This window comes from Actinomadura rugatobispora, from assembly GCF_042656285.1.
In the GTDB taxonomy this organism is placed as follows: domain Bacteria; phylum Actinomycetota; class Actinomycetes; order Streptosporangiales; family Streptosporangiaceae; genus Spirillospora; species Spirillospora rugatobispora.
Genome location: NZ_JBHSON010000061.1, coordinates 36,455 through 59,569, shown reverse-complemented (window position 1 = coordinate 59,569; position 23,115 = coordinate 36,455). Strand labels below are relative to the sequence as shown.

Genomic DNA, 23,115 nt, shown 5'->3' with positions numbered 1-23,115 from the left:
CGGACCGCTTTCTGGAGGTGAGCGTCATGGCGACCGTCGTCATCGGTCAGGACGGGCCCGTCACCCTGGTCGGCATCGACCGCCCGGAGCGCCGCAACGCCGTCGACCGGGCGACGGCCGAGGCCCTCGCCGAGGCGTTCCGCGCCTTCGACGCCGACCCGGACGCCGCCGTCGCCGTGCTGTACGGGGCGGGCGGCACGTTCTGCGCGGGCGCCGACCTGCACGCGCTCACCGCCGGGAACGGCAACCGCGCCGCGCCCGACGGCGACGGCCCGATGGGGCCGACCCGGATGGCCCTGTCCAAGCCGGTGATCGCCGCGGTCGGCGGGCACGCCGTGGCGGGCGGGCTGGAGCTGGCGCTCTGGGCGGACCTGCGCGTCGCCGACGAGACCGCCGTGTTCGGGGTCTACTGCCGCCGCTGGGGCGTGCCGCTCATCGACGGCGGCACCGTGCGGCTGCCCCGCCTCATCGGGCAGAGTCGGGCGATGGACATGATCCTCACCGGGCGGCCGGTGGACGCCGCCGAGGCGTACGCGATCGGGCTGGCCAACCGGCTGGTGCCGGCGGGCGGGGCGCTGGAGGCGGCCCGCGGGCTCGCCGCCGAGATCGCCGCGTTCCCGCAGGCGTGCCTGCGCAACGACCGCGCGTCCGTCCTGGAGCAGCACGGGCTGGACGAGGCCGCGGCGCTGGCCGCCGAGTTCCGGCACGGGCAGGCGTCGCTGGCCGCGGGCGCCCTGGACGGCGCGGCCCGGTTCGCCGCCGGGGCCGGGCGGCACGGCTCCTTCGACGGCTCCTTCGACCATGGCGGCGGCGAGCGGCCGGATTAGGGTGACCGGTGCTCACCGCGTTCCGGCGTCACGCCTTCATGCTCAGGCAGAGCGGCGCATGCCTCCGTCGACGGTGAAGGTGCCGCCGGTGATGTAGCCCGCCGCGTCCGACGCCAGAAAGGCGACGAGGGCGGCGACCTCCTCGGGGGTCCCGAACCGGCCGGCGGGGATCATGCGGCCCGCGAACTCCGCGATCGACTCCGGGGTGGTGAAGTGCGCGCGGAGCTGCTCGCTGTCGACGCGGCCCGGTGCCACGCAGTTGACGGTGACGCCGCCGGCCGCGACCTCCCGGGACAGCCCCTTGGACCACACCGTGCACGCCGCGACGGCCGCCTGCGCCGCCGACACCCCGGACGGCTCCAGGATGCCGACGAGGTTGACGATCCGGCCTCGTCCGCCCGCCCGGAGCAGGGGCAGGAACTCCTCGGCCAGCCGCCGCTTGCCGTGGAAGTTCAGCTCGAACTGCGCCCGCCACGTCTCCTCGGTCGGGGCCTGTCCCGGCCGGTCCGCCCCGCCCGCGTTGTTGACCAGGACGTCCAGCCGTCCCGGTCCGCGCTCGACCTCGGCCCGCAGGGAGGCCGCGGCGTCCGGCCGGGCGAGGTCCGCCGGGAGGACGAGCGGACGGTGCCCGCCCGCCTCCGTGATCTCCTCCGCCAGGTCGCGCAGCGCGGCGGCCCGCCGGGCGACCAGCACCAGGCGGGCGCCCTCCGCGGCGAGGGCGAGCGCGGTCGCCCGCCCGATCCCCGCGCTCGCGCCGGTGACGAGCGCGCACCGGCCGTCCAGTCCCAGGTCCATGCGTCCCGCGCTCCGTTCTCAGACGCCGACGATCTCGGCGTAGCGGCGCATCCGGCGCTCGTAGTCCTCGTCGGCGATGCGGGGCGACACCACGACCTCGTCGACGCCGATCTCGGCGCAGCGCTCGATGTAGGCCCGGTCGTCCTCCCAGTCCTTCTCGGTGGTGCCCTTGCTGCGCCGCCCCACCTTGATCGACACCTCGTCGAGGCTGCGGCCCGCCCGCTCCAGCTCGGTGGCCAGCTCGTCCACGAACCGCTGGATGTCGTCGTGGGTGCGGCTGTATCCGGCCCAGCCGTCCCCGTAGGCCACGATGCGGCGCAGCGCGGCGCGGCTGTTGCCGCCGACGATGATCGGGAGGCGGGCCTGCCGGGGCTTGGGGAAGCAGTAGAGCGGCTCGAAGTCGACGAACTCGCCGTGGTACTCCACGACCTCGTCCGGCGACCACAGGGTCCGCATGGCGGCGAGGTACTCGTTCATCCGCTCGCCGCGGCGCTCGAACGGGGTGTCGAGCGCACGGTACTCCTGCTCGGACCAGCCCACGCCGGCGCCGAGCTGGAACCGGCCGCCGCTGAGCTGGTCGATGCTCGCGATCTGCTTGGCCGTCACCACCGGGTTGCGCTGCGGCACGACCAGCACGTACGTGCCGATGCGGATCCGGGTGGTGGCGGTGGCGACGGCCGCGGCGGTGACGAGCGGGTCCAGGACGCCCCGGACGGCGTGCACCTCGTCCCGGCCACCCCGCTCGTAGGGGTACTCGGACGAGTAGGCCGGAAAGAACACCACGTGCTCGGGCATCCAGACCGAGTTGTAGCCGAGCCCCTCGATGAGCTGGGCCGCGTCGACGGACCAGGAGCCGTCCCGGTGCCCGATCCCGCTGAAGATCTCGCTGATCCCGAGTTTCACGACGTGGTCCCTTCGTCGGTGCCGCCCGCCTCGCCGAAACGCTCCACGAGCACATGCTTCATGATCTTCATGGAGGCGTTGCGCGGGAGCTCGTCCACGAAGAAGACGTTGACCGGCTTCTTGTAGCCGGCGAGCCGCTCCCGGGCGAAGCCCTTGACCTCCTCCTCGGTCGGCCCGGCGCCCGGCACCGGCTGGACGGCGGCCGACACCGCCTCGCCCCACCGCTCGTCCGGGAGGCCGAACACCGCCGCGTCGGCGACGCCGTCCATCATCACCAGGACCCGTTCCACCTCGGCCGGGTACACGTTCGCGCCGCCGCTGACGATCAGCTCCTTGGAGCGCCCGGTCAGGTACAGGTAGCCAGCCTCGTCGCTGTAGCCGAGGTCGCCGGTGTGGTACTCGCCGTCGCGGAACACCTCGGCCGTCTTCTCCGGGTTCCCGTGGTAGCCGGAGAACATGGTGTCGGCGGCGATGACCAGCTCGCCGACCTCGCCGGGCGGCAGCGTCCGGCCCTCGCCGTCGACGACCCGCACCGACGCCGTGGGCAGCGGGCGCCCCACCGACTCGAAGATCGCCTCGGCGCGGCCGCGGCCGGTGTAGTCGGTGCGGTTGGTGATGGTGATCGGCCCGACCACCTCGGTCATCCCCCAGGTCTCCACCAGCCGGTCGCCGAAGACGCCGACCGACTCCTCGGCCAGCTCGGGCGGCAGCGGGCCGCCGGAGTGCAGCACCGACTGGAGGGTCTCCAGGATCTCGGGGTGGGCGCGGAGCGCCTGGAGCAGGCCGGGCAGCAGCGGGGTGAGGCCCAGCGTGAACGTGGACCCGTTGTCGACCATCGTCCGGGCCCACTCCTCGGGGGTGGCGCCGGGGATGAACGCGACCGTCCCGCCCGTGTAGAAGTGCGGGAAGATCACCCCCCACAGCCCGGAGACAAAGGACCAGCCGCCGGGGAAGGCCGCGTGCCCCTGGAGCGGGAACCGGTAGGCGTACGGGACCAGCTTGACGCAGTTGACCACGGCCCGGTGCGAGACCAGGACGCCCTTGGGGAAGCCGGTCGTCCCGCTGGTGTAGCCGATCAGCGCGGTGTCCTCCGGCCCCGCCTCGACAGGGAACGGCGCGGCGTCGTGCCCGGCGGTGGCGTCCGCGAGGGACTCGGCGCCCCGCGGCGGCTCGCCGTCCACGGTGAACCAGGCGAGCAGGCCGCCGGTCGTCTCCAGCCGCGCCGCCGCCTCGCTCGCGCCGCCGGTGTGGACGAGCGCGACGGCGCCGGAGTCGCGCATCACGTAGTCGATCTCGGGCGGGGTCAGCCGGTCGTTGACGTGGACGGCGGTGTAGCCGCCCAGCGCCAGCCCGACGTAGACGCTGAGCGATTCCACGCGCGGCCCCAGCAGCGCGGCCACGTGGGCGCCCGGCTCCACGCCCCGCGCCCGCAGCGCGTGCGCGAGCCGCCAGCCCCGGGCCACGACCTCGTCGTGGGTCTGCCGCTCGCCGTGCGCCGTGACGGCGACGTTCCCGGCGAAGCGCCGACCCGCCTTGGCGAACAGCTCGCCGAGTGTCTCGCTCATGCGTACTCCTTGAGGTCGAACAGCCGTACGGCGTTGTGGGCCAGGAAGAGGTCGAGCTCCTCCCGCGCGAACACGGGCCGGTCGCCCCGGTACGGCTCGGCGAGCCCCCGGGCGAGTTCGACCCACCGCACCAGTTCCGTTCCGTCCGGGTCGGAACGCGGCCCCCGGATGATGTCGGAGCCGAAGACGATGCGGTGGGCTCCCACCTGCCGCCGCATCCGCCCGACCCGGTCCCGGAACTCGGCGTAGTCCTCGAACGCCACCCGCTGCCAGAGTGACAGTTCAAGGTAGCCGCGCTGCCAGCCGCTCGCGCAGTCCAGGGCCTCGGCCCACCAGGCGTCCAGGCCCGCGTGGGCGAAGACCACCGTGAGGGTGGGGTGGACGGCCATGAGGGCGCCCACTTCGGCCGGGCGGCACCGGATGACCTGGAGCGGGTCGCCGCCGAGCGGGCTGGTGTGGATCACGGCCGGGAGGTTCCGCTCGACCAGCTCCTCGAACAGCCAGGAGTGGGCCGGGTCGCGCAGGTCCCAGCCGGCCGCCGGGTACAGCTTGAGCCCGCGGCAGCCGGGCTGCGCGACGATGCGCTCGAACAGCTCGCGCGCGTCGGGGTGGCGGGGGTCGAGGCCGCCGCAGTAGAACAGCCGTCCCGCGCTGGCGGCCGACAGCTCCTCGTAGCGGGCGTTCAGGTCCGCGACGGGCAGGTGCTCGCCGGCGGGACGGCCGACGATCGTCCAGTCCACGACGGGGACGACGCCCGCCGCGACGCCCGCGCGGTCGAACGCCGCGTACGTCAGGCGCGCGTCCGGGTCGCTCTCCCCCACCGCGACCCGTCCGACGATCTCCTCCGGGTCGCGTTCGGGGTGCCGCCGCCCGGCGGCCTGCCGCGCCCAGGCGCGGCGCAGCCCCTCGGGGAGCCAGCCGGCGTCCCACACGTGCATGTGCCCGTCGATGACGAGCTCCGCGGGCGCCGTCACGACCGCCCCAGGATGTGGACGGCGGACGCGGCGGTCAGCCAGTCGACCACGCCGCCGCCGATCTGCACCAGGGCGGTGTCGGCGCGCTCCAGCTGCAGCGGCCCGGCCTCGCCCCGGATCTGGGCGACGGAGTCGTGGATCTGCGCGAGGCCGCTGGCGCCGACGGCGTGGCCGCGGCCGACCAGGCCGCCCGAGCTGTTCACCGGCATCGCGCCGCCGCCCTCGGTGACGCCCTCCATGGCCCAGCGCTGCTCGTCGCCGGGCTCGCACAGGCCGGTGTCGGTCCAGGCCATGAACTCGTAGGCCACCGAGGCGTCGTGGACTTCGGCGAAGTCCATGTCGGCGGGGCCGAGGCCCGCGTGCTCGTAGGCGGCGCGCGCCGACGCCTCCACGGCGTTCGGCGCGTCCGGGAGGTCCTTCGGCGGGCGGGTCGCCATCCGGGACCCCAGGATGCGGACCGACCGCGCGGCCGACACCGCCTCCGGGCGGCTGGTGACGACCGCCGCCGCCGCGCCGTCGCTGACCGGCGAGCTCATCAGGACGGTCAGCGGGTCGACCACGACCCGGGCCTTGAGGACGTCCTCGGGGGTCGCCCCGAACCGGCGGTGCGCGCGGGGGTTCAGCGCGGCGGCCTGCAGCGACCGGGACGCGACCCTGGCCAGCGCCTCGGCGGTGACGCCGCGCTCCTCGAACAGCGCGGCGGCGAGCCGGGCCTGCCGGTCGACGAAGGGGCTGCGGTCCTGGCCGGCGCCGTCGCCGACGGCGAAACTCTCCTCGACGTCCGCCCCGGCCGCGTAGGCGCTGAACATCCGCTGCCGGTCCTCGTGGTTGGCCTTCTCCACGCCGAGGGCCAGCACCGTCTCGTACATCCCGGAGGCGACGGCCATCCACGCGAGGTGGAGGGCGTTGCCGGCCGACGCGCACGCGTTCTCGACGTTGTGGATCGGGATGCCGGCCAGGCCGAGGCCGTACCCGACGACCTCGCCGCGGATGCACTCCTGCCCGGTGATCAGCCCGGCGAGCGCGTTGGAGAAGAACATCGCCTGGACGTCGGGCACCTCGATCCCGGCGTCGGCGAGCGCGGCCTCGACGGCGGTGCGCCCGAGGTCCTTCATGGACGTGTCGAGGAACCTGCCGAAGCTGCTCATCCCCACGCCGCTGATGACGACCGTGCCGTTCATGACGTCCCTTCCCCTCGTTGCGGAACCGGGTCCGGAGCCGGGGCCGGGGCGGGCGGGCTCGGCCAGGCCGCGCTCACACCGCCGTCGACCACCAGGCTGTGCCCGGTGACGTAGCTCGCGTCGTCCCCGGCCAGGAAGGCGACGGCCGCCGCCACCTCCTCCGGCCGGCCCTCCCGGCGCATCGGGACGATCGCGCCCCGCGCGTCGCCGCCGCCGGATCCGAACTCGCGCCGCACCAGGGCCGAGTCGATGTTGCCGAGCACCACGGCGTTGGAGCGGATGCCGCGGGCGGCGTACCGGACCGCGACGTGCCGCATGACGGCGAGCTGCGCGGCCTTGGTCGCCTCGTAGGACAGCGACCGGCGGCTGCTGCGCACGCCGGCCGTCGACCCGACGAACACGAAGCTGCCCGAACCGCGCTGGAGCATCGGCTCCAGCGCCGCCTGGGCGGTGACCCAGTGCCCCCGGACGTTGACCGCGTCCGCGAACTCCCAGTCGTCCAGCGACTGCGCCCGCAGCGGCTCCCGCCCGGAGACGCCGACGTTGCACACGACCACGTCGAGCCGCCCGCGCAGCCCGCGGGCGCGCTCGACGGCCGCCCGGCAGGACTCGGGGTCGGCCGCGTCGACCTCCACCGCCAGGCCCTCGCCGTCCAGGTGCTCGACCGTGAGGCGGGCCCGGTCGAGCACCTTGTCGCCCACGACCACGCAGGCGCCCTCGGCCGCCAGCCGCAGCGCGATGGCGCGGCCGTTGCCCATCGCGAGGGGCTCGCCGGGACGCGCCGGGCCGTCGCTGCCGCCGCCCAGCACGTACGCGACGCGCCCTTCGAGTCGTCTCACCGTTGTCCTCCGGTCAGTAGCTGCGCGGCAGGCCGAGCACCTGCTGGGCGATGAAGTTCAGCGACATCTCCTGGCTCACCGGGGCGAGGCGCATGATGCGCGACTCCCGCCAGTACCGCTCGACGTGGTACTCCTGCGCGTAGCCGACGCCGCCGTGGGTCTGGACGGCGCGGTCGGCGGCCTGGTAGCCCGCGTCCGCCGCCAGGTACTTGGCGGTGTTGGCCTCCGCGCCGCAGGGCTCGCCGGCGTCGTACCTGCGCGCGGCGATCAGCGTCATCTCCCAGGCGGCCTGCAGGCGGGCGTAGGCGTCGGCGAGCGGGTGGCTGAGCGCCTGGTTCGCGCCGATCGGGCGGTCGAAGACGTGCCGCACCTTCGCGTACCCGGTGGCCCGGTTCAGGGCCGCGATGCCGATGCCGACCGCCTCGGCGGCGATCAGGATCCGCTCGGGGTTGAGCCCGGACAGGATGTGCCGGAACCCCCTGCCCTCCTCGCCGACCAGCCGCCAGCCCTCGACCGGGAGGTCGTCGTAGAACGTCTCGCACGTCGCGACCGCGTTGCGCCCCGCCTTGGGGATGGGCCGGATGTCGACGTGCTCGGGGTCGAGATCGATCAGGAACAGGCTCAGGCCGTCGAACCGCCGCGCCTCCTCGGCGGGCGCGGGGGCGGTGCGGGCGAGCATCAGCGCGACGCTCGACTCCTTCGCCTTGCTGGTCCAGATCTTCTGCCCGGAGATCCGCCAGCCGTCGCCGTCGCGGACCGCCCGGGTCTTGATCCGGGAGGTGTCGGTGCCCGCGTCGGGCTCGGTGACGGCGAACGCCACGTGCAGGTCCCCCACCGCGGCGCGCGGGAGGAACGCCTGTTTGAGCCGGTCGTTGCCGTACTTGATGACCGGCTGGAGGCCGAACACGTTCATGTGCAGGGCCGTGCAGCCGTTCATCGCCGCGCCCGAGGCCGCCACCTCGCGCAGCAGGATCGCGGCCTCGGTGACGCCGCGCCCGCCGCCGCCGTACTCCTCGGGGATCGCGACCCCGACCCAGCCGTCGGCCGCCAGCTCGGAGAAGAACTCCCAGGGGAAGCGGTGGTCGCGGTCGCACTCCAGCCAGTAGTCGTCGTCGAACCGGCGGATCCGGTCGCGGACGGCACGGGCGATCAGCTCGTGGTCCGGATCCCGCAGCTCGAACACGCTCATTCCACGCCGGCCCGTGCCTGGAAGTCGAGCATCGCGGCGGACACCTCGGGCGTCTCGTACGGCGCCATGTGGGAGACGCCGTCGAGCACCGTGCTCTCGGCGTGCGGCAGGTGCTCCACCCAGAGCTTCTCCAGCTCCGGCGGGACGACCCCGTCGAGGCCGCCCCACAGCAGCTGGACCGGGACGCCCGCGAGCCGGTAGAGGCGGGCGGCGATCCCGGTGTCGGGGATCGGGAACAGGTAGTTGCTGGCCTCGCCGAGCACCTGCACGCGCCGGATCGTCGCCAGCCCGACCTCGTGGGCGTCGGCGGGCGGCGGGAAGTGCGCGGCGTGCACCTCGCCCCGGGGGTCGGCGTAGACGGAGGGCACCAGGTCGCGGGGCAGCAGGCCGAAGACGTCCGCGCCGGGGTTCTCCTCGTCGAACATCCCGAACGGCGCGACCAGCGTCGCCGCCCGCACCCGCTGGGGCTGGCCCGCGGCCATCTCGGCGGCGACGGTGCCGCCGATGCCGTGGCCGAACAGGCTGACCCGGCCGACGCCGAGGGCGTCCAGCGCCCACCACAGCGCGAGGCTCATCTCCGCGAGCGAGCCGAACGGGCGGTCGCAGGTCGACACCCCCCAGCCGGGCAGGTGGACCTGCAGCACCCGGCGGGACGCCAGGACGGCCTCCGACAGCGGCAGCGGGTCGTAGGCGCCGAACTCGCTGTGCAGGAAGACCAGCACGGGCGCGCTCGGGTCGCCCTCCTCCTGGACGACGATCCGCCCGTCACCGTGCGGGCCGGCGAGCGTGTGGTTCTCGGTCATCGGGTGAACTCCTGGACGGGCGCGACGGACGCGGGCGTGAAGCCCTCGATGGGCTGGGGCCACCACTTGTGCTCGTAGTCGGCGAACACGTGGCTCAGGCGCGGCTTGACCTTCGTCGCGAACAGCTCGATGTTGTGCATAGCCTTCTCGCGCGGCATGTCGCCGATGTGCATGAGGGCGATCCAGTTGCCGATGCGCTGGGTGGTCGAGAGGTGCTCGAGCTTCTCCCGCACCGTGTCGGGGCTGCCGGCGATGACGATGCCGAGCCGGACGAAGTCGTCCCACTCGTACTCCCGGGCCGCGCGGAAGCTGTCGGGACGGCTCGCGCTCTTGGCCCCGGGCGGCGGCAGCACCTCCTTGAGCGAGCGCACCGACTTGTACCCGGGGGCCTCGGCGAACCCCGGGTAGGTGTGGGTGCAGCGCCGGTAGAAGTACTTGACGTGGTCGGCGTAGAGGCGCTCGGCCTCCTCGTCGGTGTCGGCGACCAGCACCGGCTGGAACATGCCGACCCGGTAGGGGTTGTCGTCGACGCCGGCGGCCTCGGCCCGCTCCCAGAACCGCCGCAGCATGGCGGAGGAGAACTCGGTGCCGAAGTAGGAGAGGAAGAAGAAGGGGAACTCGCGCCGGATGGCGAAGTCCATGGTCTCCAGCGAGCCGGAGCCGGGCACCCAGATCGGCGGGTGCGGCTTCTGGAGGGGCTTGGGCCACGGGTTGACGTAGCGGAGCTTGGTGAAGCGCCCGTTGTGCGCGAACACCTCCTGCGACTGCCACGCCTTGAGGATCAGCTCGAAGCCCTCGTAGTAGCGGCTGCGGACCGTTCCAGGCGGGATGCCGTAGGCGTAGTTGGTGTCCTGGCTGGACCCGAGGGGGAAGCCGGTGATGAGCCGGCCGCCGCTGATGACGTCGAGCATCGCCAGTTCCTCGGCGATGCGGATCGGCGGGTTGTACAGCGGGACGGCGTCGCCCATCACCAGGAGCTTGGCGTCCATGCCGGCGGTGCGCCGGGCGAGGGTCGCCGCCATCATGTTCGGGCTGCACATCAGGCCGTAGGCGTTGCTGTGGTGCTCGTTGACGCCGACGGCGTCGAAGCCCATGCGCGCCGCGTACTCCAGCTCGTCCAGGTAGTCGTTGTACAGGTGGTGGATGCGCTGGACGTCCATCAGCCCCGGGTCGATGTCGACCCAGACGCTCCGGTGCTTCTCCGTGAAGTCCTCGGGAAGCCCGTCGTAGGGCATCAGGTGGAAATAGGTGAACTTCATCGACCAGTCCTCGATCGTGGCGGGCGGGGTCGTAGCCCGAGATTAAAGCAAATGCTTGATTTATTCAAGCGGGCGCTCTACAACTGGGCACTGACCAGGTCAGACGTCGGCGATCTGCTGTTTGAGCAGCTCCAGCTCCTGCGTGAAGTCCAGGAGGACGCGGGCGGTGTCCAGGTCGTTGACCCGGTCCCAGTTGTCGCGGATCTCCTCGGGGGTGATGTCCCGCGAGAACAGGCCCGGCGTCTGCGCCACCAGCACGCGCGCCACGCGCCCGCCGCCCACGTTGTAGACCTCGCCGGTGGCCTCGCACTCGTCCGCCGCCAGCCACAGCACCAGCGGCGCGACCAGCGCGGGAGAGAGGCTGCCGGCCAGGTCGCCCAGCAGGTCCTCGGTCATCCGCGTCCGGGCGCCCGGCTCGATCGCGTTCACGGCGACGCCGTACCGGGCGCCCTCCAGCGCGAGCGACTTGGTGACGCCGACGATCCCGGCCTTGGCGGCGGCGTAGTTGGTCTGCCCGAAGTTGCCGAACAGCCCCGCCGCCGAGGTGGTGTTGATGATCCGGCCGTGCCGCTGCGCGGTGAACACCGGCCAGGCCGCCTTCGACATCCAGATGGTGCCGCCCAGGTGGACCTGGAGCACCCGGTCGACCTCGGCGGGGGTGATCTTGGCCATGCTCCGGTCCCGGAGGATGCCGGCGTTGTTCACCAGGACGTCCAGCCGCCCGAACTCCGCGACCGCCTGCTCGACGATCTCCGCCGCGCTCTCGGGCGTGCTGACGTCGGTGCCGTTCGCGACGGCGGTGCCGCCCGCCTTCCGGATCTCGGCCACCACCTCCTCGGCGGGCGAGGACTCCCGGCCGTCGCCGTCCAGGGCGCCGCCGACGTCGTTCACCACCACGCTCGCGCCGCGCGCGGCCAGGAGCAGGGCGTGCTCACGCCCCAGCCCGCGGCCGGCGCCGGTCACGATCGCCACGCGGCCGTCGAGCCTGATGTCACTCATGCGTTCTCCATGTGGGGGTTGGTCGGCCCGGCCCCGGTGCGCGGGGCCGGGCCGGTCGATGGGGGGCGGCGGCGCTCAGCCGAACAGCGCGGTCATGACCTCGGTGCGCCCGCGCATCTCCTCCGGGGCGCCCTCGGCCACGATGCGGCCGCGCTGCAGGACGTACACCTCGTCGCTGACGGCCAGCGCCAGCTCGGCGTTCTGCTCGACGAGCAGGATCGTGGCGCCGCCGGCGTGCAGGGTCGAGATGGTCTCGAACATCACGTCCACGATCGACGGCGCCAGGCCCATGGACGGCTCGTCCAGCAGCAGCACGTCGGGCCCGGTCATCAGGGCCCGCCCGAAGGCGAGCATCTGCTGCTCGCCGCCGCTGAGCATCCCGGCGTCCTGCCGCCGCCGCTCCGCGAGCCGGGGGAACAGCTCGAAGACGCGGGCCAGCCGCTCGTCCAGCTCGGCCTTCTTCCCGCGCCGGCTGTAGGCCGCCAGCGACAGGTTCTCCGCGACCGTCAGCGACGGCGCCACCCGCCGCCCCTCCGCGACCAGCGCGACCCCGGCCCGGACGGCGCGGTGCGCGGCCCACCCGGTGATGTCGCGGCCGGTCACGGTGACCTTGCCGGACTTCGGCTTGTGCAGGCCCGCGATGCTGTTGAGCAGGGTCGTCTTGCCCGCTCCGTTGGAGCCGATGAGCGCGACCAGCCGTCCCCGCCCGACCTGGAGGGTGACCTCATTCACCGCCGTGACCGCGCCGTGCGCGGCGCAGAGTCGCGATACGTGCAGCGTCGGATCGCTTGCCAAAGTAGGCCTCCTTCACGTCCTCCTGGTCCAGGCACCAGGTCGGCGTCCCCTCGGCGAGGAGCGCCCCCGAGTTCATGACGGACACGCGCTGGCAGAACTCCTCGACCAGCCGCATGTTGTGCTCGATCAGGATCAGCGTGAGCCCGGCGTCCCGCAGCCCGACCAGCAGCCGCCCGACCTCCTCGGACTCGGCGTCGTTCATCCCCGCGGTCGGCTCGTCGAGCAGCAGCAGCCGCGGGTCGGTGGCGAGCGCGCGGGCGATCTCCACCCGGCGCTGGTCGCCGTAGGACAGCGTCTCGGCGAGCGCGGAGTGCCTCCCGCGCACGCCGACGCGGTCGAGCAGCTCGGCGGCCCGCTCCGCGGTCGCGCGGCGCTCGCGCCGCTCCGCCGGGCTCAGCAGGATCGCGCCGAGGATGCTCGACGAGCGCCGCCCGTACGCCCCGGCCATCACCGTCTCCAGCACCGTCATGCCGGGGAACAGCCGGATGTTCTGGTAGGTCCGGGCGATGCCCTGCCGGGCGACGCGGTACGGCGCCAGGCCGGTGATGCGGGTGCCCGCGACGGAGATGTCGCCCGAGTCCGGGGCGATGAACCCGCTGATCATGTTGAGCACCGTCGTCTTGCCGGCGCCGTTCGGCCCGAGGATGCCGTAGATGCTCGTCTCGGGGACGCGGATGCTGACGCCGTCCACGGCGGTGAGCCCGCCGAACCCCTTGGTCAGCCGGTCGATGACGACCAGGTCGGACCGTCCCGCCTCCGCCGGGGCCGGGCCCGCCTCGTGCGCAACGCTCATCGCGCCGCCCCCTCCTTAGCCAGGGCCGGGCCCGCACCGGGGCCGGCCGTCTCCGGCGGCGATCCGCCCCTGCCCCGGCGCAGGCGCCGGAACGTGCGGGGGTCTACCAGCCCGCGCGGCATGTAGATGATGATCGCGATGAGCACGATCCCGGTCGCGACCTGGTCGTACTCGCCCATGACGTCCCGCAGCAGCTCGGGCAGGACGGTGAAGACGACGGCGCCCAGGATCGGCCCGGCCCAGTGGAAGGCCCCGCCGAGCACGACCGCCGCCAGGGTGACGAAGCCCAGGTGCGTGTAGAAGGTGTCGGGCCCGATGAACTGCAGGAAGCTCCCCTGCATCACCCCGGCGGCGCCGCCCAGCATCCCCGACAGCACCATCCCGATGAACTGGATCCGGTGCGGCGGGATCCAGAGCGTCTGCGCGACCGCGGGGTCCTGCCGGACCGCGTCGGCGGCCAGCCCGAACCGGGACTTGGCCAGCCGCGCCATCACCCAGGCCGCGACGGCCAGGGAGCCGATGAGCCAGCTCCAGGTGCCCAGGTCGCCGGGGACGACCTGCCCGGCCGCGCCGCCGGTGACGTCCTCCAGGTTGAGGACCAGGACGCGGCCGATCAGCACCATCGCGATCGTGGCCATGGCCAGGTAGTGGGCGTCCAGGCGCAGGACCAGGCCGGCCGCGAGCGCGCCCATCAGCCCGCCCAGCACGATGCCCAGCAGCAGCCCCAGGACCAGCGGCAGGCCCGCCGTCGTGGAGAGGTAGCCGAAGGTGAAGGCGCTGACGGCGCCGAAGAAGATCGGGGCGACGCTGAGCACGCCCGTCCACAGCGAGGCGTAGATGCCGAGGGCGAACAGCGCGTTGACCCCGGCGAACTGGAGCGTGGTCAGCCACGCGGTGGTGCTCACAGCAGGTGTCCTTCCGTCGGGCGGGTCATGCCCGGACCAGCTGGCGCTCGCCGAACAGGCCCTTGGGCCGCGCGACGAGGATGAGGAGCAGGACGCCGAAGGTGATGGCGTCGCGGAACCCGGAGGAGATGTACTGGGACGCGATGACCTCGATGATCCCGATCGCGACGCCGCACAGCGCCGCGCCCCGGATGTCGCCGTAGCCGCCGACCACGACGGCCGCGAAGCCCTTGAGCAGCAGGCCCTCACCGAGGTTGAAGGCCACGTTGTTGTCCGAGAGCGCCGCCAGGATGCCCGCCGCGGCGGCGACGCCGGCGGCGATGAAGGCCACCGCGCTCAGGATCCACCGGGCGTTGACGCCGACGATCGCGGCGGAGCGCGGATCGGCCGACACGGCCCGGGCCGCCGCGCCGAACCGCGTCCTGGTCAGCAGCAGGTGCACCGCGGTCACGACGATCACCAGGGTCACGATGCTGATCAGGTGGGCGGGCAGCACGACCAGGCCCGCGATGCGCAGCGGGCCGCCGGGCACGGACTCGGCCGGGTAGCTCTTCGCGGTGGAGCCGATGTAGGCCTCGGCGACCGCCAGCAGGACGATCCAGGCGCCGATGCTCGCGATGATGGGGGCGAACGTGCCGGCGGACCGCTTCCGCAGGGGGTCGAACACCAGGGCGTCCACGGCCACGCCCAGCAGGCCCCCGAACAGGACGCCGCCGAGCGCAGCGATCCAGAAGGCGGCGCCCAGTTCGGTGATGAGCCAGTAGGCGGCCAGGGCGCCCCAGGTGGCGAACGTGCCGTGCGCGACGTTGAGGATCCCCATCCGCGCGAGGATCAGCGAGAAGCCCACGGCGAACAGGGCGTAGACCGACCCGAGGGCCACCCCGTTCACCAGTTGCTGGGCGAAGAGTTCCATGCCGCTCCCTGAATCAAGCGCTCGATCGGAAAAGTGACGCTAGCCAGGCAATACGCCTCTGTCAAGGATTAAATCAAGCACTTGCTTTAATTCTTCTCCCGGGCTTACGTTGGTGGTGCGGCCCCCGGCCGCCGCGCCGCTCTCGCCACCGCGATCGGCCGGTCCCGGCACCGGGCACCCCGGAAAGATCACAAGGAGACGCATTGACCGTCCACACCCGCCGCGGGCGCTACTTCGACGAGATGGTGACCGGCGACGTGTACAAGCACGAGCCCGGACGCACCATCACCGAGGCGGACAACCTGCTGTTCTGCAGCCTCACGCTCAACACGCAGACCCTTCACCTGGACGCCGTCCGCTCCGCGGAGTCGGAGTTCGGCCAGCGCCTGGTGAACAGCCTGCTCACGCTGGGCATCGTCTGCGGCATCGGCGTCCCCGACCTGACGCAGAAGACCACCATCGCCAACCTCGGCTTCGGGGAGATCTCCTTCCCCGCACCGGTGTTCATCGGCGACACGCTGTACTGCGAGACCGAGATCGGCGCCAAGCGGCCCTCGCGGTCGCGGCCCGGGCAGGGCATCGTCAGCCTGGAGCACCGCGGCCTCAACCAGGACGGGACGCTGGTGTGCCGGGCCGTCCGGTCCGCGCTGGTGATGTTCTCCCCCGCCGAGTGACCCCCGGGCCTCACCCGGATCGATCCGGGTGAGGCCCGCGGCCGTGCGGCGGGTCATACCGTGGAGGAGTCGCCCAGCACGAGCGTCCCCGAGCTCATGAACATCCCGCCGACGCCCGTCGCGACGCTCACGTGCACGCCGGGAACCTGCGCGGGAGCCGTGCCCCGGACCTGCCGGACCGACTCCTGGATCGCGAACATCCCGTACATGCCGGTGTGCGTGTAGGCCAGCCCGCCGCCGTTGGTGTTCAGCGGCAGCGGCCCGCCCGGCGCGGTGTTCCGGTCCGCAACGAAGGCCGCGGCCTCGCCGCGCCCGACGAAGCCCAGGTCCTCCAGGCCGTACAGCGGGACGTGCGCGAACGCGTCGTAGATCATCAGATGGTCCACGTCGGCGTGCGCCACGCCCGCCTCCCGCAGCGCCCGCTCCCCGCCGACGCGGATCGCGCGCGAGGAGGTGAGGCTCTCCAGGCCCGACACCACCGACGACTCGCTCGACTCCCCCGCGCCGAGCACGTACACCGGCGTGCCCGCCAGGTCCCGCGCCCGCTCGGCGGAGGTCAGCACGAGCGCCCCGCCGCCGTCGGTCACCAGGCAGCAGTGCAGCAGGTGGACCGGATCGGCGATCACGGGCGAGGCGAGGACGTCGTCCACGGTGATGGGGTCGCGCAGCTTGGCCCGCGGGTTCCGCGCGGCCCACTCCCGCTGGACGACCGGCACCATCGCGAACTGCTCGCGGGTGACCCCGTACTCGTGCATGTACCGCCGCACCCCGATGGGGAACAGCGACGGCGCCCCGACCGGGCCGTGCGGCACCTCGAACTGGGCCATGAACGACTGCGGCGCCGGCTGCCACGGGGTCATCCCCACCCGGGACCGGCCGGACTCGCCGTGGGTGACCAGCACCGTCGTGCACAGCCCGCCCGCGATGGCGGCCATCGCGTGCCGCACGTGCAGCATGTACGAGGACCCGCCGACGTTGGTGCCGTCGAGGTACTCCGGGACGATCCCCAGGTAGTCGGCCACGTCCGCCGGCGACTCGCCCGCGCAGGCCACACCGTCCACGTCACGGGGCGTCAGTCCCGCGTCCGCCAGGGCGTTGAGGGCGGCGTCGACGTGCAGTTCCAGCGCCGACTTCCCGGGGATCCTCCCCAGCTCGGTGCTCTCGGCCGCACCGGCGATCGCCACCCTGCCGCGCAGCGTCATCCCGTCTCCTCCACGATCTCGAACAGGAGCACCCGGCGGTCGCCGCGCTCCTCGTACACCGCGCGCACGGGCGCGTCGAGCGCCACCCGGTCCGGGTCCCCGGGGACCCCGGCCATGATCAGCGGCCCCTCCTCCAGCCGGACCAGCGCGAGCGCGTACGGGCCGGGGCCGAAGCCGGGCGCCGCCCGGTGGTTCACCACGAACGAGGCGACCGTGCCCCGGCCCGTGGCCGGTTTCAGGACGATCTCCCCCGCCGCGCAGCGCGGGCACACACTGCGCGGGTACAGGAAGGTGTGGTCGCACGCCGCGCAGGTGGGCAGCGCGAGACGCCCCTCGTCGATCAGTGCGAAGAACTCCCGGGTGTCCGGGGTGGGCTGGGCCACGGGCCTCGTCGGCGTCACGGGCGACCCCCTTCGTCGGTGCGGGCACCGGCCATCTCGGTCAGCAGGTGCTTGCGGAGCTTTCCGTTGGCGCCGCGCGGCAGCGCGTCCACGACCAGGTAGCGCCGGGGCGTCTTGAACCGGGCGAGCCGGGAGGCCAGGAAGTCCGGCAGGATCTCCCCCGCCCGCGCGCCGCCGGCCAGGACGGAGCCGGGAACCGCCTGGACGACCGCGCACACCGTGTGGCCCCACTCGGGGTCGGGCAGCCCGATGACCCCGACGTCCACCACGTCCGGGTGCTCCAGGATCGCCGCCTCGACCTCCGCCGGGTAGACGTTGACGCCGCCGGAGACGACGACCTCTGAGGTCCGGCCGAGCAGGAACAGGTAGCCGTCCTCGTCCAGGTAGCCGAGGTCGCCGACCGTCACGAAGTCGCCGGACCGCCCGGACCGGGTCTTGTCCGGGTCGTTGCGGTACTCGAACGCGTGCGCGCCCATGCCGAGGAACACCCGGCCCGGCTCCCCCGCGGGGAGGAGGCGGCCCTCGTCGTCCAGGATCCGGACCTCGGCGCCGGGCTGGGGGCGGCCGACCGTCCCGGGACGGTCGAGCCACTCCCGCGAGGTCGCCACGGTCCCGGCGGCCTCGGTGGCGCCGTAGTACTCGACGACGACCGGGCCGAACCAGTCGATGATCTGCCGTTTGACCTCGGGCGGGCACGGCCCGGCGCCGTGGATGAGGGTGCGCATGCTCGACACGTCGCACGCGCCGCGGACCTCCTCGGGCAGGCGCAGCAGCCGGTGGAGCTGGGTCGGCACCATGTGCGTGGTCGTGACCCGCTCCCGCTGGACGATCCGCAGCGTCTCCTCCGCGTCGAAGCGCGAGGTCAGCACGACGGTGTGGCCGAAGTGCAGCGACGCCAGCGCCAGCCCGCTGACCGCGGTGTGGCTCAGAGGCGAGGTCACCAGGTGGACGCCGTCCTTCAGCGGTTCGATCCCGAACATGCCGAGCTGCCACTCGGCGCCCCGCCCGAAGACGTCGTCCGGATCGCCCTCCGGAAGCCCGCGCATCACCCCCTTGGGGCGGCCCGTCGTACCCGACGTGTACCCCATGAAGGAGCCCGCCGCGCGGTCCTCCAGAGGGCTGGGGCCGAAGGGCGCCGCCGCCTCGGCCAGGTCCTGGAAGCCGTCCGCGGGCCCGGAGGCGAACAGGTGCGGGCACGCCGTGCCCGACTCTGAGACGGCCTCCCGGACGCGGCCGGTGTACTCGGCCGAGGCGAACACCGCGGCCGGTCCGGCGTCCCGCAGGATGTGCGCGATCTCCGGGGTGGTCAGCGCGGTGTTGACCGGCACGAAGTACGCCCCGGCCTGCTGGCACGCCAGCACCAGCGCGAGCACGGCGGGCTCGTTGGACGGCACCGCCACCACCCGGTCGCCGCGCGCGAGCCCGCCCGCGCGCAGCAGCCGCGCGACCCGGTTCGACAGCGCCGCCAGCTCGCCCCGGGTGAGCACCGACCCGTCGGGGCCCACCACCGCCCGCGCGGCCGGGTCGGCCTCGGCGAGCCGCCAGAATCCCAGCCCGCTCATCGCTCCGCCTCCTCCGCGGCGACGGACTCGAGCAGCTCCCGCGCCAGCCTGCGCCGGTGCTCGGTCGTGGACCCGTAGGCCGCGCCGAGGCTCAGCGCGCGCTTCAGCCAGAAGTGCAGGTGGTGCTCCCAGGTGAAGCCGATGCCGCCGTGCAGTTGCAGAGCCTCGTCGTTCGCCCGCTCGGCGGCGTCCCCGGCGTAGGCCTTGGCGACGGCGGCGCGCCGGGCGGCGTCCGGCGCACCGGACGCGGCGACCGCGTCGAGCGCCCCGGTCACCGCCATGTCGGCGCGCACCGCGATGTCGGCGAGCTTGTGCTTGACGGCCTGGAACGAGCCGACCGGGCGGCCGAACTGGTGCCGCAGGCTCACGTACTCGACCGTCAGGGTCAGCAGGCGCCGCGCCGTCCCGGCCAGCAGGCAGGCCGTCGAGGCGACGGCGAGGTTCCAGGCGCGCTCGGTCAGCTCCGGCGAGCGCCCCAGGAGGACGCCGTCGCCGGCCGGGCGGACCCGGGCGATCGGGCGGAGCGGATCGACCGCCGGCTGCTCCTCGACGACCAGGTCACCGGCGGCGTGGACACGCACCGATCCGTCCTGGCGCAGGTCGAGGAGCAGGTCGGCGTCCGCCGCGTACGCGACGTACCCGGTCCGCCCCTCGAACGCCACGGCGACGAGGAGGTCGCCCGCGGCCAGCCGCGCGAGCCACTCCGCGGCGCGGGCGTCGCGGGCGGCGAACTCTCCCAGCACGGTCGCGCCGACGACGGCGGTCTCCACGAAGGGCTCGGGGAGCGCGTACTCCCCCAGGGCCACCAGGGTCGGGGCGAGGTCGGCCGGTCCGAGGCCGACGCCGCCGTGCTCCTCGGCGACCAGGGCGGAGACCAGGCCGATGCCGGCCAGCCGCCGCCACAGGTCCGGCGCGTGCGCCGAGCCCGCGTCCAGGCGCTCCTTGAGATGGTCGATACCCGCGTGGCCCTCCAGGAGGTCGCGCACGACGGAGGCCAGCTCCTCGCCCTCCGATCCGGTGGTGCTCGCCGCGGTCATGGTGTCGGTCATCGGGGTCTCGGCTCCGTCGGCAGTCCCAGGACTCTCTCGCTGATGATGTTGCGCTGGATCTCGTTCGTCCCGCCGAAGATCATCGCCGCACGGGCGTACCAGTACCGGTGGTGCCAGTCGCGCCACGCGCGGCGGGTCGTCTCCGGGGCGCCGTCCAGCGCGGCGACGTCCCCCACGACCTGCCCGTCCTCGCCCATGAGCCGCAGCCCGGCGGCAAAGACGTCGCGCTGGGTCTCGGTCCAGAACACCTTGTTGATGCTGGCCCGCGAGTCGAGCTCGCCCCCGGCGGCGGCCAGGTCCGCCAGGCGGTAGACGTTGGACCGGTAGATCTCGGTCCGCACCAGCAGCCGGCCCAGCTCGTCCAGCGCCAGCGAGTCCCCGTCCAGGCCGCGGGCGTGCGCCAGCGACGCCAGCGCCCGCACGTCCAGGGAGAACTTGGCGTGGTCGCCGAAGACGGCACCCCGCTCGAAGCCCAGCGTGGACATGGCCACCCGCCAGCCCCGGTCGACGTCGCCGACGACGTTCTCCACCGGGACGCGGACGTCGGTGAAGAACACCTCGGCGAACCCGCTGGTGCCGTCGACCATGCGCAGCGGCCGCACCTCCACGCCCGGCGACCGCAGGTCGACGCACAGGAAGCTGATGCCGTCGTGCTTGCGGCGCCGCCCCGCCTCGGGGTCGGTGCGCACCAGCGCGAAGATCCAGTCGGCGAAGGCGCCCATCGACGTCCAGATCTTCTGCCCGTTGACCACGAAGTGGTCGCCGTCGCGCACCGCCGAGGTCTTCAGCGACGCCAGGTCCGAGCCCGACTCCGGCTCGGAGAACCCCTGGCACCAGATGGTGCGGCAGGACAGCAGGTCCGGGATCCAGCGCTCGCACTGCTCCCGCGTCCCGTACTGCATCAGGACCGGGCCCAGCAGGTAGAGGCCGCCCATGTTGATCCGCTCGGGCGCGCCCGCGCGGTAGTACTCCTCGGCGAACGCGATCGTGTGGTGGAGGTCCGCGCCCCGCCCGCCGTACTCGGCCGGCCAGTCGACGGCGGCGTACCCGCCCTCGAACAGGGTCCGCTCCCAGGCGCGGTGCAGTTCGAAGCCCTCGCGCTCCGTCCAGGGCGGGAGCGGGGAGCCCGGGACGTTCTCCGCCAGCCACGCGCGGACGGACGCCCGGAACTCCCCGACCGACGACGCAGGCAGCGTCATCCGGTCCACTCCTTGAGGGTGCCGTCCTTCTGCCACTCCAGGTACACCGGCGGCGAGGTCATCGACGCCTGCCCGCCCTGGTAGCTCAGCTTCCCGTAGACCGTGTCCTGCGAGGTGATCTTCGACAGCGCGGTGGCGACGTCCTGGGCCTCCTTGCTGCCCGCGTCCTTGAGCCCCTGGGCCAGCAGGTACATCGCGGTGTAGCCCTGGGCGCCGTACATGTCGGGCTCGGCGCCGTACTCGGCCTTGTACGCCTGGACGAACTTGCCGGCCGCGTCGCCGCCGAACCCGGCGTGGAACGTCGCGAAGAAGGTCGTCCCGGCCAGGCCGCCGCCGGAGCTCTTGAACAGCTCCTGGCTGTCGACGCCGTAGCTGCTCAGGATGCGCTTGGTGTAGCCGCGCTCGCGGAGCGACTTGGCCAGCAGCGCGCTCGGGGTGCCGAGCTGGCTGGAGATGACGACGTCGGGCGCGGCGGAGGCGGTCTCGGTGGCCGGGCTGGTGAAGTTGGTGTCGGCCGCGTTGGTGCGGACCGTCTTCAGGACGCGGACGCCGTTGCGCTCCAGCGCCGCCTTCCACACCTGGCCGTCGGCCACCATGCCGTCGTTGTCGCCGGTCACGACCAGGACCGCGGTCCGGTACTTCTCGGCCTTGGCGATCTTGTCGACGAACTGGTCGTACAGCCCGCCCTTCGCGCTGGGCAGGATCACCGGCCGGTACAGGTACGGCGGGGAGGCCAGGCCCGGCGCGACCGCGGACGTCACGATCGCGGGGACGCGGTTCTGCTTGATGAGCGGCGCGATCGCGCCGGCCTCGGAGGACAGGCCGCAGCACAGCACCCCGGAGGCCCCGTCGGCGACGTACTGGCGGTACAGGGAGATCGCCTGGGCGGGGTCGCCCTTGATGTCCTTGACGTCGAGCCGGACCTTCTTCCCGGCACCGAGGTAGCCGGTGTCGTTGATCTCCTTGGCCGCGAGCTTGGCGCCCTTCACGATCGGGACGCCGGCGAACGCCGCCGGTCCCGATTCCAGAGCCGGGAAGCCGACGAGGTAGGTCGAGTCGTCACCGCTCCCCTCCGAGCTGCACGCCGCGACGAGCGCGAGCGTCGTGAGGGCGGCGAGCAGTCTGCCCGCCCTCCGGCTGACCTGGTTCCTGAACACGGCATTCCTCCTTGACGGGCCACTCGCCCAGGCGAGTGAAGCAAGCACTTGATTTTCTCCCGGTGACGCAGGTCACGCAACACTTGTCACAAAAATTCGTCGGTTGTCTCTGAGTTATGCCGCCGATTCGAAGGCAGGGTAGCGGGAATCAGCGCATGCTTATTACAGCCGTCGGCGACGACGGCCCCACGGCGCCCGAGGCGCCGCCGCTACCGGGTCAGGCCCAGAGCTCCCGACACCGCCTCCAGCACCTCGCGGTAGTCGCTCGGCGCCAGGCGGAGCGAGACGTTCACACCGTCCGCGCCCGCGTCCAGATAGCCGTTCACGATCTGCGGCAACTGGTCGGGAGTTCCGGTGAAGCGGACCCCGGCGACGACATGGAGATCGGCGCGGGCCCGGCCCGCCTCGGCGGCGAGCCGGTGGAAGCGTTCGAGCCGGGCGGCGAAGTCCGACGGGGTGAGGTTCCAGGGGTACCAGCCGTACGCCGCCGTCGCGGCCCGCCGCAGCGCGGCGTCGCCGTTGCCCCCGTACATGAGCCTGGGCAGCCGCCCGCGGCCCTCCGGCAGGACGACGCCGTCCGGGAGAACGGCTCCGTCCGGCCCGGTCCCGTTCCAGAGACCGGCCAGTTCGTGCAGGTACCGCTCCGCACGGCGGCCGCGCGTCGCGAAGTCCACCCCGCACGCCTCGAACTCCTCGGCCAGCCAGCCGACGCCGACGCCGAGGTCCAGCCGCCCGCCGGTGAGCTCCTGCACGGTCGCGATCTCGCGCGCGAGGACGCTCACCGAGCGCAGCGGCAGCAGCAGCACGGACGTGCCGATCCGCAGCCTCCCGGTCGCCGCGCACATCGCCACGGCCGCCTGGAACGAATCGATGATGCCCTGCTCGGGCGCGGCCTCGACCCTCGCCTTCCCGTCCTCGGTCTTGTTGTGGAGGTGGGTCTTCTCCGGGTCGTCCGCGTTGGGCGCCGTCCGGTAGGGGTAGGCCGACTCCGGGTCGTCGAAAAAAACCATGTGCTCGGGCAACCACACGCCGTCGAACCCGAGGTCCTCGACCGTGCGGGCGAACTCGGCCATGAACGCGGGGTTCCGCTCCGCGCCGCCGTCGAAGACGTCGACCAGTCCGATCCTCATG

Annotated in this window: 23 protein-coding genes; 2 read left to right on the top strand and 21 right to left on the bottom strand. The window is 73.2% G+C overall.

Features of this window, described 5'->3' with window-relative positions:
- The first annotated feature begins 26 nt into the window (after window positions 1–26).
- Window positions 27–827, top strand: a complete 801-nt coding sequence (locus ACFPZN_RS35735; protein WP_378286859.1) for a crotonase/enoyl-CoA hydratase family protein — start codon at window positions 27–29, stop codon at window positions 825–827.
- Between the two features lie 42 nt (window positions 828–869).
- On the opposite strand, the gene ACFPZN_RS35730 is transcribed toward ACFPZN_RS35735, so the two are convergent.
- From ACFPZN_RS35730 to ACFPZN_RS35665, 14 genes are all read right to left on the bottom strand, one after another.
- The gene (locus ACFPZN_RS35730; RefSeq protein WP_378286858.1) at window positions 870–1,622 is read right to left on the bottom strand and encodes an SDR family NAD(P)-dependent oxidoreductase; all 753 of its coding nucleotides are present in this window, start codon (window positions 1,620–1,622) and stop codon (window positions 870–872) included.
- Between the two features lie 18 nt (window positions 1,623–1,640).
- Window positions 1,641–2,525, bottom strand: coding sequence for an LLM class F420-dependent oxidoreductase (locus ACFPZN_RS35725; protein WP_378286857.1), 885 nt, complete (start codon window positions 2,523–2,525; stop codon window positions 1,641–1,643).
- Window positions 2,522–4,090: a class I adenylate-forming enzyme family protein gene (locus ACFPZN_RS35720; RefSeq protein ID WP_378286855.1), complete on the bottom strand. Its 1,569-nt coding sequence runs from the start codon at window positions 4,088–4,090 to the stop codon at window positions 2,522–2,524. The genes ACFPZN_RS35725 and ACFPZN_RS35720 overlap by 4 nt, the downstream gene beginning before the upstream one ends.
- Window positions 4,087–5,064: an amidohydrolase family protein gene (locus ACFPZN_RS35715; RefSeq protein ID WP_378286853.1), complete on the bottom strand. Its 978-nt coding sequence runs from the start codon at window positions 5,062–5,064 to the stop codon at window positions 4,087–4,089. The genes ACFPZN_RS35720 and ACFPZN_RS35715 overlap by 4 nt, the downstream gene beginning before the upstream one ends.
- Window positions 5,061–6,245 (bottom strand): thiolase family protein, encoded by a 1,185-nt coding sequence (locus ACFPZN_RS35710; RefSeq protein WP_378286852.1) that lies wholly within the window; start codon window positions 6,243–6,245, stop codon window positions 5,061–5,063. Before ACFPZN_RS35710 ends, ACFPZN_RS35715 begins: the two co-directional genes overlap by 4 nt.
- A complete protein-coding gene (locus ACFPZN_RS35705; protein WP_378286851.1) occupies window positions 6,242–7,084 on the bottom strand; it encodes an SDR family NAD(P)-dependent oxidoreductase in 843 nt (280 codons plus the stop codon). Before ACFPZN_RS35705 ends, ACFPZN_RS35710 begins: the two co-directional genes overlap by 4 nt.
- A gap of 13 nt (window positions 7,085–7,097) precedes the next feature.
- Window positions 7,098–8,267, bottom strand: coding sequence for an acyl-CoA dehydrogenase family protein (locus ACFPZN_RS35700; RefSeq protein ID WP_378286850.1), 1,170 nt, complete (start codon window positions 8,265–8,267; stop codon window positions 7,098–7,100).
- Window positions 8,268–8,269: 2 nt separating this feature from the next.
- Window positions 8,270–9,076: an alpha/beta fold hydrolase gene (locus ACFPZN_RS35695; protein WP_378286849.1), complete on the bottom strand. Its 807-nt coding sequence runs from the start codon at window positions 9,074–9,076 to the stop codon at window positions 8,270–8,272.
- The gene (locus ACFPZN_RS35690) at window positions 9,073–10,335 is read right to left on the bottom strand and encodes an LLM class flavin-dependent oxidoreductase (RefSeq protein ID WP_378286848.1); all 1,263 of its coding nucleotides are present in this window, start codon (window positions 10,333–10,335) and stop codon (window positions 9,073–9,075) included. Before ACFPZN_RS35690 ends, ACFPZN_RS35695 begins: the two co-directional genes overlap by 4 nt.
- Before the next feature lie 99 nt (window positions 10,336–10,434).
- A complete protein-coding gene (locus ACFPZN_RS35685; protein WP_378286846.1) occupies window positions 10,435–11,334 on the bottom strand; it encodes an SDR family NAD(P)-dependent oxidoreductase in 900 nt (299 codons plus the stop codon).
- Window positions 11,335–11,409: 75 nt separating this feature from the next.
- Window positions 11,410–12,066 (bottom strand): ABC transporter ATP-binding protein, encoded by a 657-nt coding sequence (locus ACFPZN_RS35680; protein WP_378286845.1) that lies wholly within the window; start codon window positions 12,064–12,066, stop codon window positions 11,410–11,412.
- Window positions 12,059–12,922 (bottom strand): ABC transporter ATP-binding protein, encoded by an 864-nt coding sequence (locus ACFPZN_RS35675; RefSeq protein WP_378286844.1) that lies wholly within the window; start codon window positions 12,920–12,922, stop codon window positions 12,059–12,061. The genes ACFPZN_RS35680 and ACFPZN_RS35675 overlap by 8 nt, the downstream gene beginning before the upstream one ends.
- Window positions 12,919–13,827: a branched-chain amino acid ABC transporter permease gene (locus tag ACFPZN_RS35670; protein WP_378286843.1), complete on the bottom strand. Its 909-nt coding sequence runs from the start codon at window positions 13,825–13,827 to the stop codon at window positions 12,919–12,921. The genes ACFPZN_RS35675 and ACFPZN_RS35670 overlap by 4 nt, the downstream gene beginning before the upstream one ends.
- Window positions 13,828–13,852: 25 nt before the next feature.
- The gene (locus ACFPZN_RS35665; protein ID WP_378286842.1) at window positions 13,853–14,740 is read right to left on the bottom strand and encodes a branched-chain amino acid ABC transporter permease; all 888 of its coding nucleotides are present in this window, start codon (window positions 14,738–14,740) and stop codon (window positions 13,853–13,855) included.
- A gap of 203 nt (window positions 14,741–14,943) precedes the next feature.
- Between ACFPZN_RS35665 and ACFPZN_RS35660 the strand changes: the two genes are divergently transcribed.
- Complete coding sequence (locus ACFPZN_RS35660) at window positions 14,944–15,414, top strand: MaoC family dehydratase (RefSeq protein ID WP_378286841.1); 471 nt, start codon at window positions 14,944–14,946, stop codon at window positions 15,412–15,414.
- Window positions 15,415–15,467: 53 nt separating this feature from the next.
- On the opposite strand, the gene ACFPZN_RS35655 is transcribed toward ACFPZN_RS35660, so the two are convergent.
- The 7 genes from ACFPZN_RS35655 to ACFPZN_RS35625 all read right to left on the bottom strand — a co-directional run bounded on the left by ACFPZN_RS35655 (window position 15,468) and on the right by ACFPZN_RS35625 (window position 23,114).
- Window positions 15,468–16,616 (bottom strand): thiolase C-terminal domain-containing protein, encoded by a 1,149-nt coding sequence (locus ACFPZN_RS35655; RefSeq protein WP_378286840.1) that lies wholly within the window; start codon window positions 16,614–16,616, stop codon window positions 15,468–15,470.
- A complete protein-coding gene (locus tag ACFPZN_RS35650; RefSeq protein ID WP_378286839.1) occupies window positions 16,613–17,017 on the bottom strand; it encodes a Zn-ribbon domain-containing OB-fold protein in 405 nt (134 codons plus the stop codon). The genes ACFPZN_RS35655 and ACFPZN_RS35650 overlap by 4 nt, the downstream gene beginning before the upstream one ends.
- The gene (locus ACFPZN_RS35645; protein WP_378286838.1) at window positions 17,014–18,579 is read right to left on the bottom strand and encodes an AMP-binding protein; all 1,566 of its coding nucleotides are present in this window, start codon (window positions 18,577–18,579) and stop codon (window positions 17,014–17,016) included. The genes ACFPZN_RS35650 and ACFPZN_RS35645 overlap by 4 nt, the downstream gene beginning before the upstream one ends.
- Window positions 18,576–19,628, bottom strand: a complete 1,053-nt coding sequence (locus tag ACFPZN_RS35640) for an acyl-CoA dehydrogenase family protein (protein ID WP_378286837.1) — start codon at window positions 19,626–19,628, stop codon at window positions 18,576–18,578. The genes ACFPZN_RS35645 and ACFPZN_RS35640 overlap by 4 nt, the downstream gene beginning before the upstream one ends.
- Window positions 19,625–20,827 carry an acyl-CoA dehydrogenase family protein gene (locus tag ACFPZN_RS35635; protein ID WP_378286836.1) on the bottom strand — a complete coding sequence of 401 codons (1,203 nt, stop codon included), beginning with the start codon at window positions 20,825–20,827 and terminating at the stop codon, window positions 19,625–19,627. Before ACFPZN_RS35635 ends, ACFPZN_RS35640 begins: the two co-directional genes overlap by 4 nt.
- On the bottom strand, window positions 20,824–21,984 hold the full coding sequence (locus ACFPZN_RS35630) for an ABC transporter substrate-binding protein (RefSeq protein WP_378286835.1): 1,161 nt from the start codon (window positions 21,982–21,984) through the stop codon (window positions 20,824–20,826). Before ACFPZN_RS35630 ends, ACFPZN_RS35635 begins: the two co-directional genes overlap by 4 nt.
- A gap of 209 nt (window positions 21,985–22,193) precedes the next feature.
- Window positions 22,194–23,114, bottom strand: a complete 921-nt coding sequence (locus ACFPZN_RS35625; RefSeq protein ID WP_378286834.1) for an LLM class flavin-dependent oxidoreductase — start codon at window positions 23,112–23,114, stop codon at window positions 22,194–22,196.
- Window position 23,115 lies beyond the last annotated feature (1 nt).